Origin of the sequence: Yersinia rohdei ATCC 43380 (assembly GCF_000173775.1) — a bacterium.
Lineage (GTDB): Bacteria > Pseudomonadota > Gammaproteobacteria > Enterobacterales > Enterobacteriaceae > Yersinia > Yersinia rohdei.
The window spans coordinates 17,680-30,890 of record NZ_ACCD01000007.1 but is presented as its reverse complement, the minus strand read 5'-3'; the positions used below and the strand labels follow the sequence as shown (position 1 = coordinate 30,890).

The window sequence follows — 13,211 nt, the reverse complement described above, 5'->3', positions numbered from 1 at the left end:
AATGATGCTAAGTTCCACCTCACTTTATGCTGCCATCGATCTTGGCTCCAACAGTTTCCATATGTTGGTAGTGCGTGAGGTGGCTGGCAGTATCCAAACACTGGCACGTATCAAGCGGAAAGTCCGTTTAGCTGCGGGTCTGGATGCCCAAAATCATCTATCGCAAGAAGCCATGGAACGTGGTTGGCAATGTCTGAAGCTTTTTTCAGAGCGTTTGCAGGACATTCCATTGGATCAGATTCGTGTGGTTGCAACAGCAACTCTGCGTCTGGCCTCCAATGCTGAAGAATTCCTGCAAACTGCAACCGAGATCCTGGGCTGTCCGATTCAGGTCATCAGTGGTGAAGAGGAAGCTCGCCTGATTTATCACGGCGTGGCACACACCACCGGTGGGCCAGAACAACGTCTGGTGGTTGATATTGGCGGCGGCAGCACAGAACTCGTGACCGGGAATGGCGCTCAGGCAAATATTCTGGTCAGTTTATCAATGGGTTGCGTTACCTGGCTGGAACGTTACTTTAGTGACCGTAATCTGGTAAAAGACAATTTTGAACGCGCCGAAATGGCCGCTCATGAGATGCTAAAACCCGTCGCAAAACGTTTTCGTGAGCACGGTTGGCAAATTTGTGTTGGTGCCTCAGGCACTGTTCAAGCGCTGCAAGAGATCATGGTCGCTCAGGGCATGGACGAGCTGATCACCTTAGCTAAATTGCTGCAACTCAAACAAAGAGCGATTCAGTGCGGCAAGCTGGAAGAGCTGGAAATCCCCGGTTTAACACTGGAACGAGCACTGGTTTTCCCCAGTGGCCTGTCGATTTTAATCGCTATCTTCCAGGAATTAGAAATTGAAAGTATGACTCTGGCGGGCGGCGCACTGCGCGAAGGGCTGGTTTATGGCATGCTGCATTTACCGGTTGAGCAGGATATTCGCAGCCGAACAGTGCGAAATATACAACGTCGTTATTTGCTGGATGCCGAGCAAGCCAAGCGAGTCAGCAAACTGGCTGATAATTTCTTCTTACAGGTAGAAAAAGAGTGGCAACTCGACAGCCGATGTCGCGAGTTACTGCAAAACGCCTGTTTGATTCATGAAATTGGCCTAAGTGTAGATTTTAAACGTGCTCCCCAACATGCTGCTTACCTGATCCGCAATTTGGATCTACCCGGTTTTACCCCCGCGCAAAAACTGCTGCTGTCTGCTTTATTACAAAATCAGAGCGATACTCTCGATCTGTCACTGCTAAATCAGCAAAATGCTTTGCCGGTGGATATGGCACAGCATCTGTGTCGTTTGCTGCGTCTGGCCATTATTTTCTCCAGCCGCCGACGAGATGACACTTTACCTGCGGTCAGACTGCGGGCAAAAGGTGAAGAACTTTATGTGCTGTTACCTCAGGGCTGGTTGCAACAGCATCCTTATCGGGCTGAAGCATTAGAACAAGAAAGTCATTGGCAGAGTTATGTCCAATGGCCACTGTATTTAGAAGAACTTAACTAAGTTTTCCGAGTATCGGGCGGCTATGGTCGCCCTACCTTCTTTCGACTCTGTTCCCAAACAGTTAACCCCGCCGGTTACCCCTTCAAAATAAAGAAAATTATCATAATGTGATCACGCCTAGCTTAAAAAAGAAACAATGTGTGTATTTTTATAAAACAGCGTTTCTTTATTTGAGCTTTATCTATACGCCACCGCCAGGGAAAAACGCTGCATCCAAATTGGGTAATCTCATTGATGAGGAACAATAATGCGAGCACAGCTTCAATGCCCTAAAACCGCAAGTATATTAGTGATTATTTCCAGCTTGATGGTCTGCGCCCCTTGGGCAATGGCAGCTAAATCAAGCAGTCACGATGCACCACAGCAGCTACAAGTTCCCACACTCGCCTATGACGAGAGCAGTATTGTTCTGGTATGGAAAGCACCAGAAGATACCCGCAACATTGTTGATTATCAGATTTTTTCGGCTGGAAAATTATTGGGCAAAGCCAGTGATAACAATGATAAATTCTCACCCGCCAAACCGTATATTGAGCACTTCTATGCCAATGATAAAGAGAATTTCCAGCATAAAATCGTGATGCAAAACTTTAGGGCCGAAGGCCTTAAACCCGCCACTCATTATCAATTCACGGTGAAAGCGCAATATGCTGATGGCACTTTATCCGCCGCCAGTAAACCCATCACTGCAAAAACCAGTGCCAAACCACAGCTTGTGAATATTCGTGATTTTGGTGCAATAGATGATGGTAAGACATTGAATACCAAAGCGATACAGCAGGCCATTGATAGCTGTAAACCTGGCTGTCGAGTTGATATTCCCGCGGGTATCTACAAAAGTGGCGCACTTTGGCTGAAAAGCGATATGACCCTCAACCTGGAAGCCGGCGCAACATTATTAGGTTCGGAAAATCCAGATGATTATCCGGCGGGTTACCGCCTGTATCCTTATTCCACAATTGAGCGCCCAGCCTCACTTATCAATGCTATCGACCCCAAAAACAGTCAACCCGGCACATTCCGTAATATTCGCATTACCGGTTCAGGGATAATTGATGGCAATGGCTGGCTACGCGCCAAAAGCGCTGAAATTACAGATGAATTAGGCCGCTCATTACCGCAGTACGTGGCAAGCAAAAATAGCAAAGTGCATGAAGATGGCATTCTGGCTAAAAATCAGGTTGAGAAGGCTGTTTCTGAGGGTATGGACTTAAAAAATGCTTATGGTCAACGCCGCTCCAGCTTGATGACATTACGTGGAGTAGAAAATCTGTATCTGGCGGGCTTTACCGTACGTAATCCGGCTTTTCACGGCATCATGAATCTGGAAAACCATAATGTTGTCGCCAACGGAATCATCCACCAAACCTATGATGCAAACAACGGCGATGGTATTGAATTTGGTAATAGTCAGAATGTGATGGTGTTTAATAACTTCTTTGATACCGGCGATGATTGCATCAACTTTGCCGCGGGCACTGGGGAAAAAGCGCAACAGCAAGAGCCAATGAAAGGCGCATGGTTATTTAACAACTATTTCCGTATGGGGCATGGTGCGGTGGTCACTGGCAGTCATACCGGTGCCTGGATTGAGAATATCCTGGCTGAAAATAACGTCATGTATCTGACCGACATCGGCTTGCGTGCTAAGAGCACCAGCACCATTGGCGGTGGGGCGCGCAATGTGACCTTCCGTAATAATGCGATGCGCGACCTGGCGAAACAAATGATGGTAATGACCCTGGATTATGCAGATAGCAATGCCAATATTGATTATCCTCCGGCGAAAATACCTGCGCAATTCTATGATTTCACAATAAAAAATGTGACAGTGGATAATATCACGGGGAAAAATGCGGCTATTGAAATCAAAGGGGATAGTGCCAATCAGGCCTGGCACCGTTTAGTACATGTTAATAATGTGCGATTAAACAACATCGCACCAACTGCTATCAGCGATTTACGTGACAGTGAATTCAATAAAGTTATCTTCACCGAGTTGCGCGGGGATACGCCGTGGCACTTCAGTGACATAAAAAACGTTAAGGTTGATGGAAAGCTCGTTACACCTTGATGCTGATTAATAGATAAAAAAACGGCGGAAATTTATGATGATAAATAACCGCCGTCACTGTTTTTGGGTATTTGCTACTGTTTTTTAGCATTCGCTAATTGGGCACGAATATTAGCCAGATGACTTTTCCCCTTTTCCATCCGCTCTTGTGGGCTAACAACTTTACGGTCATTTTCCCACTTCAAATCGTCCTGCGGCAACTCCAGTAAGAAACGGCTAGGTTCCGGCCGAATCAGTTCGCCATATTGCCGACGCTCTTTGCATAAGGTGAAAAACAACTCGCGCTGCGCCCGCGTAATACCCACATAGGCCAGCCGCCGCTCTTCATCCACATTGTCTTCGTCAATGCTACTTTGGTGCGGGAGTAAACCTTCTTCCATGCCGACTAAGAACACATAAGGGAATTCCAGCCCTTTGGAAGCATGCAACGTCATCAATTGCACTTGATCCAGCTCTTCATCACTTTCTCCACGTTCCATCATGTCGCGCAGAGTAAAGCGCGTGACAACTTGCGTCAGCGACATTGGCTCATTCAGTTCTGAACCTTCCAGCATTTCAGTCATCCAGCTGAATAATAAATTAACGTTTTTCATCCGCATTTCAGCGGCTTTCGGGCTCGGAGAGGTTTCGAATAACCAGCTCTCATAATCAATACCCTGGAGCAAATCCCGCACTGCCGCCACTGGTTCGCGCTCGACCAGCCGAATAACACCATCAAGCCAATGCGTAAAACGTTGTAATGACTCCAGACCACGGCCTTTGAGATGTTCACCCAGCCCCAAATCAAAACTGGCACGAAACAGACTTTTATTACGTACATTCGCCCATTCACCCAGCTTTTGAATCGTGGCCGACCCTATCTCGCGCTTTGGTGTATTCACGATCCGCAAAAAAGCGCTGTCATCGTCCTGATTGGTCAATACTCGCAGGTAAGCCAGTAAGTCTTTTATCTCTGGACGAGAGAAAAACGAATCCCCCCCCGAGATCCGATAAGGGATGCGGTTCTGCATCAGCAGCTTTTCAAATAACCGCGATTGATGGTTACCACGATATAAAATGGCATAGTCGCTGTATTGCGTCTTTTTCACAAAGTGATGGGCAATAAGCTCACCGACAACTCTCTCTGCCTCATGATCTTCATTATTTGCAGTAATGACTTTTAGCTCATCACCATATCCCAATTCTGAGAAAAGGCGTTTTTCAAAAACATGGGGATTATTGGCAATAAGAATATTCGCCGCTTTCAGAATCCGGCCAGAAGAGCGGTAATTCTGCTCTAACTTAATCACCTGTAATTGAGGGAAATCTTCATTCAGCAAGACTAAATTCTGTGGTCGCGCACCACGCCATGAATAGATGGATTGGTCATCATCACCCACCACCGTAAAACGCGCCCGACTGCCCACCAATAATTTAACCATTTGATATTGGCTGGTATTGGTATCCTGATATTCATCTACTAATAAGTAACGCAGACGATTTTGCCAGCGCTCGCGCACTTCCTGGTTATTTTGCAGCAACAGTGTCGGTAAAGAGATAAGGTCGTCAAAATCCAGCACATTGCAGGCTTTTAAATGGGCGTCATATAAACCATAGCAATGGACGAATAACTTATCTCGCTCGGATCTTGCCATTGCCGCCGCAGCAGCCGGAGCAAGAAGATCATTTTTCCAATTGGAGATCTGCGAGATCAGCTGTTGCAGTAATGTTTTGTCATCTTCCAGCCATTTATGAGTTAGATCTTTCAATAAACCCAACTGGTCTTGCGCATCAAACAGTGAGAAATTCGATTTCATCCCCAATGCTTTGTATTCTTTTTTGATAATTTCCAGACCCAAAGTATGGAAAGTCGCAATCATCAAGCCCCGCGCTTCTTTACGGCCCAAAGTCTGAGCCACACGTTCTTTCATTTCTCGCGCAGCTTTATTGGTGAAGGTCACCGCAGCAATATGTTTGGGCTGATAACCGCATTGGCGGATCAAATGGGCAATCTTGTTAGTAATGACCCGGGTTTTGCCCGAACCGGCGCCGGCCAATACCAGACAGGGCCCGGTGACAAATTCGACGGCTTGTTGTTGGCTGGGATTTAATCGCATGGCACTCAGCAGCTCTGTGGGTTAACAGGGGAACAGGATTGTAGCAGAAAGCAGCCGCCGAAAAAAAATACCGCCCTCTTTTAAGCTGTAAAATGCTGCCTTTTGGTTTGTAAAACACCGGCCATAAAGGCCCCATCAGCACCAAAATACGCTACACTGGCGCGCTTCAAGAATCTCTTGAAGATAATCTTCGTTCAAACCAAATAACTTGGTGGTAATTGTTACTATGGCAAACAAAGCTTCTGCGCTGCACATTCTGGTTGATGATGAAAAGCAGGCAAACGATATTCTGGCACAGTTGAATAACGGTGCGAATTTCCAAGAGTTAGCGAAAAAATTCTCTAACTGCCCGTCAAAACGTAACGGCGGCGATCTGGGTGAGTTCAATAAAGGGGATATGGTTCCTGCTTTCGATAAAGCGGTATTCAGCTGCGAACTGCTGCAACCTTATGGCCCGGTCAAAACCCAATTTGGTTACCATATTATTAAAGTGCTCTATCGCAACTAAGTTAGTCATGCGCTGCCTTATCGGCGGCGCAAGTAACTCCACCGCTATCCTTCTATTTATCCCTTCATGTAACGGACAGAACATAAATATGCCTTTAATAATCTTCTTTAAGGTAATTAAAGCGTATTGATTTACCTGTTATTTCCATACAAAAAAAACCGACTTATCCTTATAAATCCTCATGATAAGTATATTAGCATTCTAGGATATTAATATATGAAAATAGGTTAAAACATGTACATATCGATAAAAACAACAAGAAAGATCTTAATAGCGATTTATTTATTAATAATAAAATCATTTGAATACATTGGGTTACGATGGATTACATTCTATTTTAATTGTTGTAGGATTTTTCCCACGATAAGTGGTTTGCTTATCCTATGTGCAGTTAGATTAGCTTTCTATATTATCTCGTCATCAAGTAACGGACGTGACCGAAATAATAGTCATCAAGTTACTTTAAATAAAACAATCCGTGGAAAGCTGACGAGTATAAACGAATAACATTCGCACATATAGTCATTAACCCATTTCAAGTTTATTAATGTTAAATGTTCATTCGTATTTTATTACGGCTGAATCATTAACCTATATTTAATTAATGTATTGGAGTTTTAAATGAATAAGATTACTTTGGCTATCGCATTATTCTCAGCATCCACAACAATTGCTATGGCTGCCAGTAATAATACAATTACTTTCCAAGGGGAAGTAACAGCACAAACTTGTTCAGTTTCTGTGAACGGCGTTGATGCCAACCCAATGGTATTATTGCCAACGGTATCAAGCAGCGATTTAGATGCCTCGGGTAAAACAGCAGGTAAAACAACCTTTACTCTGGGTGTAACCGGTTGTGCTTCAAGTGCTGCTGATATTGATATAAAAACTGTTTTCGTTGCTAACCAAGTCACCACCTCTGGTAACTTAGGGAATACCGGTACTGCAACAAACGTTGAGCTTCAATTATTAAAAGATGCAACCACCACAACAGGTATCAATCTGAATAGCAATGTAGCGCAAGATGGTATCGTATTAAAAGCAGGCGATACATCAGCCGAGCATGATTTTGCGGTTCAGTATTATGCAACTGGTCAAGCAGGCCCTGGTTCTGTGATCGGCTCCGTACAATATGCCGTTTCTTACCTGTAATATGAGTATTGCCGGAGAATAGTTACTTAAATAAATTCGTGCACCCGGTAAATACCACGCAAATAGAACCCGAAGAACTTAGCGGTAAGTGATTCGGGTAATTTTGTGTGATTTCCATCATATAACTATTCGGCTAACTCCCTTCAGAGGATATTCCCATATGCTTAATATACATAGTTACCGTTATCTGTTTATTACTTTATTAATCCTTATGGGTATGTCTTTTGCAAAAGCCAGTGTCGTCATGAGCGGCAGCCGTATTATATATTCGGCGGGCGAAAAAGAGCATAGTGTACAATTAACCAATAATGATAATTTCGCTAATGCTGTTCAAGTTTGGCTGGACAGTGGTGATGCTCAATCTACACCGGAAACTGGCAAAGCGCCGTTTATTGTCACCCCTCCCTTCTTTCGTATTGAAGCACATGCAGGTCAAACATTACGGCTGAAATATACCGGTAGTGGCCTACCAACAGACAAAGAATCTGTGTTTTATCTAAATTTCTTACAAGTACCGCCCGTCAATAAAGCAGAGAAAAGTAATAAAATGCTCGTGCTAATGCGCAATCGCGTTAAAGTATTTTATCGCCCAGATAATATTGCCGGCCGGGTTGACCAAGTCCCCAGTGCTCTTACTTTTAGTCTTCGCCAACAAGGTAAAGATGTGGTGGTGACAGGGAAAAATCCTACGGGTTTCTATGCCACTATTGCCAGTGGTGAAATTGTCGGAAGTGGTAAAAAACTTAAAATGAAATCAGAGATGATCCCGCCGATGTCTCAGGCTGAGTGGGTGATCCCAAATTCATCAGTTCCTTCCAATGCTACGGTTAATTTCTTGATAGTAAATGATTTCGGTGGGCAAGACACCGGCAGTTATCGTATTAAGTCGTAATTTTCCGGTAAAGGAATATTTATTGTGTTGATTCGAGCCTGTTTGAAAAAAAAGGTTTTTAGCCGCAAAAAAGCATTAACCCTGTGTATTACTTTGATCTTACATGTTGATGCTGTTTTTGCCCAAGAGGCACAGCAAGATCTCGAATTTGATGAGTCGCTATTTTTAGGAACAAAATTCGCTTCGGGCTTGAATCAATTAAATAAAGAGAATGCCATAACTGCCGGTAATTATGATGCTGTCGATGTCTTAATTAATAACAAACCTTTCAAACGCGCGACCATAAAATTTATTAAAGATGCTAACTCATCAGAAGTTTATCCCTGCCTGAGTGATGAATTTTTAACGGCGGCAGGTATTGAACTAACGCATCAAAATAGTACTGCGCCCCAAGAACCTCACCCCCCAGAGGTAGAACCCGACACCTTAGACTCTGCGGCGGCAGCCCCGCAGCAATGTGCCCCCTTGGCCGAACGAGTAAAAGGTGCGTCTTTTCAATTTGATCAGGCCAAGTTACGTTTAGAATTATCAATTCCACAAGCCTTATTACAAAAGCGCCCAAGAGGTTATATCGAGCGGAGCGAATGGGAAGAGGGTGAAAAGCTCGCGTTTATTAATTACGGTTCCAATTTTTATCGCAGTGATACAACATCTCAGTTGCAAAATAGCACCTCCGACTACGCTTTTCTTGGCCTTAAAAGTGGCATTAATCTGGGACTGTGGCAAATACGCCAACAGTCAAACGTGCGTTATTCCAGTAACAGTAATGGCAGTGATACTCAGTGGAATAATATTCGCAGTTATCTGCAACGCCCTATTCCGCAATTGGATAGTCAATTAACCTTGGGTGAAACCTTCACCGACAGTACCTTATTTGGCACTATGTCCTTTCGTGGCGCGAAAATGGCAACCGACCAACGTATGTGGCCAGAATCCATGCGCGGCTTTGCACCTGAAGTCCGTGGGGTTGCCACCACTAATGCGCGAGTTATTATTAGCCAGAATGGCCGTGAGATTTATGAAACTAACGTCGCGCCCGGCCCATTTGTTATTAACGATTTATACAGCACCACCAGCCAAGGTGACCTCAATGTTGAGGTTATAGAAGCCAATGGTAGCCGCTCGACATTTACTGTGCCATTCAGTGCTGTACCTGACTCAATGCGCCCGGGTGTCAGCCGTTATAGCGCTGTTGCTGGTGAGTCGCGTGATTTCACCAATATTGATAATTATTTCACTGATTTTACCTACGAGCGCGGCCTAACCAATCAATTAACAGGTAATACTGGGCTACGGTTAGCAAAAGACTACGCGGCATTACTTGCCGGGGGCGTGGTGGGTACGCCTTTAGGTGCTTTTGGCCTGAATACCACTTACTCTCATGCGAAAGTTGAAGATGACCAAACGCAGGATGGTTGGCGGATGCAGGCAACATATAGCCAAACCTTCAGTGAAACTGGCACCACATTCTCCTTGGCCGGATATCGCTACTCCACAAAAGGCTATCGCGATTTAAATGACGTATTTGGTGTGCGTTCCATGCAAAAAAACGGCGGAACCTGGGATTCATCAACATATAAGCAACGCAGCCAATTTACGACGACCATTAATCAGAATCTGGGTAACTTTGGCCAGCTTTTCGCTTCTGCATCAACCAGTGATTATTATAACGATACACAGAGAGATACACAGTTACAGCTCGGTTACTCAAATAGTTATCGGGATATCAGTTATAACCTGGCGATTAGCCGTCAGCGCAGTGTTTATACCTCAACACTGTATGGCTGGGAAAGCGATGATATGAATGAAACCACCACTACCACTCGCTATGGTAATACTGAAAATATTGCGACGATAACCCTGTCTATTCCACTCAATATTGGCAATAAAAATCAATATTTATCAATGTCTGCTAACCGCAATCCGAAGAGTGGTAATAGCTATCAGACATCTTTATCAGGAACCGCCGGTGAAAGGAATTCCTTTAATTATTCCGTCAATGCGGGTTATGAAGACAGCAATATAAGCAGCAATTCAAATAGTTGGGGAGCGAATGTGCAACAGCAATTCCCTAACGCCACCGTCAATGGCAGTTATTCACGTGGCAGTAATTACACCCAATATGGTGCTGGAATGCGCGGCGCGGCGGTAATACACAGCAAAGGTGTCACACTTGGGCCTTATTTGGGCGAAACCTTTGGCTTAATTGAAGCGGATGGCGCACAAGGCGCGACAGTACGTAATGCTCAAGGGGCAAGAATTGATAATAACGGCTTTGCTTTGGTGCCGTCATTAACACCTTATAATTACAATACCGTAGCATTAGATACCAAAGGAATTAATCGCAATACTGAGTTAAAAGAGAATCAGGGCCGCGTAGTTCCCTATGCCGGGGCGGCTGTAAAAGTAAAATTCGAAACTTTGACAGGGTATGCGGTATTAATTCAAACTCAAACTCCTGATGGTGAGGGATTACCGCTAGGTGCTGATGTCTTTAATAGTAAAGATGAACTTGTCGGTATGGTGGGGCAAGGGAATCAAATTTATGCACGGGTGAAAGATAAAAAAGATTCGCTTTATGTTCGTTGGGGCGAAAAAAGCAGTGAGCAATGTGAATTACCTTATACCTTTGAGAATCAAGATACTGAGCAAGATATTATCCATATAACAGGCAGTTGCCACCGTTAACAATTATGAGAAAAATAATGTTAAAACCCACAGAGCAAATAATACCTTGCAAAGTATCACGGCCAACAACCTCTGCCTGTTACCGTCATTTACGTCTTATTACTGGCATGATGTTAGTCATCGGGCTCGGCAGTTCTTCAGCCTGGTCAGCTTGCACTAAAATTACGGCCCAAAATCAATTGGGTGCCGGTGATGGCACCGCCAGTGCTTGGGCAGGTTCACTGGATAACAATAATGGCTCACTTGGCTTACCGGGTATTATTGACCTGAGCACCAATGCTAATTTTCAACCGGATGGCACCTTATTAGCGGCAGCAACATCGAACTTTACCACTTTTGCCTTAAATACCGGTTATGACCCTGAGCGGGTATTATTTCGCTGCGCCGCTGCCGATGTTGATCAGCTCTACGAAATGTATGCCACGAATGGGGATAATGATTTTGCGGGCAAAAATGAAGATGGTGCGATTGCGGGCAATGTTCCCTCCGGCTTTGCTACCTATGTCCGCAATGTTGTCATCAGGCTAACAAATTTATCTACTGGCGAGTATTACGCTCGCCAATGGAAAGGCCGTCGCTTAACGGATCTTGATACTGACAGCACCGGGCGGATACTGGTGAAAGCGAAAAATTTCAGTAATCTGTATACCGAGCTATTTCGGGTTGATTATGCTCGTGCTTCCACTAACAATGCCGCGTCTTATGCCTATGGTTATACCCAACCGAACGCCTATATCGCCTTTAAAGGGCCGGGTATTAATGGCCCGGTAGAAGGTTCCGACTCCCTAACAAACTGGCCCGGCTGGTATGGTTCCTGGCCGGCGTCTATTGGGTTATATAATTTTGTCACCTTCCGCCGAACGACAATATGTGCAGTAACCAATTTTACCCCGACGGTGATATTACCTAGAATTTCTGTAGCAGAACTTAATAATGGTCATTCCAGTTCGGCTGAGTTTAGTGTGGATTTCCAGTGCCAGACCGGCATCAATTCTGGCGTCACTTCAGGTACTGTGGCGATGGGCTTTTTAGTTCCCGCGGCAAATGCAGCAAAAGCCCAAGCATTAGGATTAATGAATGGCAGTGGTGGTATCAGCCATTTGGTATCCGACAATTATGGTGCAGCAGGAATAGCAAGCGGCGTCGGGATCCGTATTTACCGTAATAATAATCCCATTAACCTACTCTCAAAAAACGTCACACTCACCGGTAATAGCGGTGGCTGGTATGGCATTTTCCAGGGAGCACAACAAATGACCGGCACTGTGACCGGGGGAAACAGCTACACTGAGAATTTTCGGGCTGAGTTAAGCAAAATCAGCGGGCAAACTGTGACGGCAGGAGCTGTAAATGCGCATGCGCAAGTGGTTATCCGTATCCAATAATATGCTGTTAAAACAGATAAATAGCAGGTTTGTCAGCGGGCTTTTATTGCTTATGCTGGCCTGTAGTGGGCCTGTTACGGCAAGTGTTATCGCGGAAAGGACCCGAATTATCTTCAGTGACGGCAATACCGAAGAATCACTGCAACTGGTCAATAGCAATAGCTACCCGGTGGCAGTACAGGTTTGGGTAGATGACGGCGACTTGATGGCCACACCGGAGAAAGCGGTTTCCCCGGTTTTGGTGCTCCCACCCTTGTTTCGGCTACAACCACAGGCACAACGCAGCCTGCGGCTGATTTTATCTGGCGCCAGTAAATTACCCGTGGACCGGGAATCGGCATTTTGGCTCAATGTGTACGAAATACCGCCCAAAGCCACCACACAAGTCGAGGCCGAATCTTTCGTTACTCTGGGCTTGCGCATGCAATACAAAGTATTTTACCGACCGAAGAATTTACCGGCACCGGGGAATACACTGAGTAAGGCATTAACTTTTACCTTAGAGCGTAGCGGTAATTCCGCTGTTATTAAGGTTGATAATCCGACACCTTATTATGCATCATTGGCCTCTCTAACATTAGGTTCAGCAGAAAGTCTGCCAAATATGGTCGCCCCTTTTTCAAAGCTTGATTTCCCTCTTAATCGCTCACCACTTGCGGGCAGCAATAACCTCAGCTTTGTGTTAATCGATGATTTAGGAAATGCTAATACTTTTAATAGTAATCTAAAATAAAGTTGGTTGAGGAGGATAAATAGCCCGCCGATGTTAGCGAGCAATATTCTATTTGGGGCTACTTACCCCCACAGACTTTTATTTTACTTATTACGTTAATCATCCGTCGAGATTCATTTCCAGATCGGTTTTATAAAATAGCGTGAATAATCATGCCGACAATAACTATAAATAAAAAAGCCCCC

9 protein-coding genes are annotated in these 13,211 nt (G+C 44.7%); 8 read left to right on the top strand and 1 reads right to left on the bottom strand.

Annotated elements, in window-relative coordinates; translation table 11 throughout:
• The first annotated feature begins 4 nt into the window (after positions 1-4).
• Together ppx and YROHD0001_RS11045 are read left to right on the top strand one after the other, a co-directional pair.
• Positions 5-1,498, top strand: coding sequence for an exopolyphosphatase (gene ppx / locus YROHD0001_RS11040; protein ID WP_032816656.1), 1,494 nt, complete (start codon positions 5-7; stop codon positions 1,496-1,498).
• A 247-nt stretch (positions 1,499-1,745) separates the two neighbouring features.
• A complete protein-coding gene (locus YROHD0001_RS11045; protein WP_032816601.1) occupies positions 1,746-3,572 on the top strand; it encodes a glycosyl hydrolase family 28 protein in 1,827 nt (608 codons plus the stop codon).
• A 74-nt stretch (positions 3,573-3,646) separates the two neighbouring features.
• Here the strand turns inward: YROHD0001_RS11045 and rep are convergent, their stop codons facing one another.
• The gene (gene rep / locus YROHD0001_RS11050; protein WP_004714231.1) at positions 3,647-5,668 is read right to left on the bottom strand and encodes a DNA helicase Rep; all 2,022 of its coding nucleotides are present in this window, start codon (positions 5,666-5,668) and stop codon (positions 3,647-3,649) included.
• A 226-nt stretch (positions 5,669-5,894) separates the two neighbouring features.
• Here rep and ppiC point away from each other — a divergent pair, with 226 nt between their 5' ends.
• The 6 genes from ppiC to YROHD0001_RS11080 all read left to right on the top strand — a co-directional run bounded on the left by ppiC (position 5,895) and on the right by YROHD0001_RS11080 (position 13,026).
• On the top strand, positions 5,895-6,176 hold the full coding sequence (gene ppiC / locus YROHD0001_RS11055) for a peptidylprolyl isomerase PpiC (RefSeq protein ID WP_004704164.1): 282 nt from the start codon (positions 5,895-5,897) through the stop codon (positions 6,174-6,176).
• A gap of 621 nt (positions 6,177-6,797) precedes the next feature.
• Complete coding sequence (locus tag YROHD0001_RS11060; protein ID WP_004714229.1) at positions 6,798-7,328, top strand: fimbrial protein; 531 nt, start codon at positions 6,798-6,800, stop codon at positions 7,326-7,328.
• 160 nt (positions 7,329-7,488) lie between these two features.
• Complete coding sequence (locus YROHD0001_RS11065; RefSeq protein WP_032816598.1) at positions 7,489-8,220, top strand: fimbrial biogenesis chaperone; 732 nt, start codon at positions 7,489-7,491, stop codon at positions 8,218-8,220.
• A gap of 24 nt (positions 8,221-8,244) precedes the next feature.
• Positions 8,245-10,908, top strand: a complete 2,664-nt coding sequence (locus tag YROHD0001_RS11070; protein WP_004714227.1) for a fimbria/pilus outer membrane usher protein — start codon at positions 8,245-8,247, stop codon at positions 10,906-10,908.
• A 107-nt stretch (positions 10,909-11,015) separates the two neighbouring features.
• A complete protein-coding gene (gene stbD, locus YROHD0001_RS11075) occupies positions 11,016-12,293 on the top strand; it encodes a fimbrial usher protein StbD (protein ID WP_186373498.1) in 1,278 nt (425 codons plus the stop codon).
• A complete protein-coding gene (locus tag YROHD0001_RS11080; protein WP_032816594.1) occupies positions 12,259-13,026 on the top strand; it encodes a fimbrial biogenesis chaperone in 768 nt (255 codons plus the stop codon). Before stbD ends, YROHD0001_RS11080 begins: the two co-directional genes overlap by 35 nt.
• Positions 13,027-13,211 lie beyond the last annotated feature (185 nt).

Excerpts from the sequence above, each read along its gene's own strand:
- ppx (WP_032816656.1), top strand. The coding sequence starts at position 5 with ATGCTAAGTTCCACCTCACTTTATGCTGCCATCGATCTTGGCTCCAAC.
- YROHD0001_RS11045 (WP_032816601.1), top strand. The coding sequence starts at position 1,746 with ATGCGAGCACAGCTTCAATGCCCTAAAACCGCAAGTATATTAGTGATT.
- rep (WP_004714231.1), bottom strand. The coding sequence starts at position 5,668 with ATGCGATTAAATCCCAGCCAACAACAAGCCGTCGAATTTGTCACCGGG.
- ppiC (WP_004704164.1), top strand. The coding sequence starts at position 5,895 with ATGGCAAACAAAGCTTCTGCGCTGCACATTCTGGTTGATGATGAAAAG.
- YROHD0001_RS11060 (WP_004714229.1), top strand. The coding sequence starts at position 6,798 with ATGAATAAGATTACTTTGGCTATCGCATTATTCTCAGCATCCACAACA.
- YROHD0001_RS11065 (WP_032816598.1), top strand. The coding sequence starts at position 7,489 with ATGCTTAATATACATAGTTACCGTTATCTGTTTATTACTTTATTAATC.
- stbD (WP_186373498.1), top strand. The coding sequence starts at position 11,016 with ATGATGTTAGTCATCGGGCTCGGCAGTTCTTCAGCCTGGTCAGCTTGC.
- YROHD0001_RS11080 (WP_032816594.1), top strand. The coding sequence starts at position 12,259 with ATGCGCATGCGCAAGTGGTTATCCGTATCCAATAATATGCTGTTAAAA.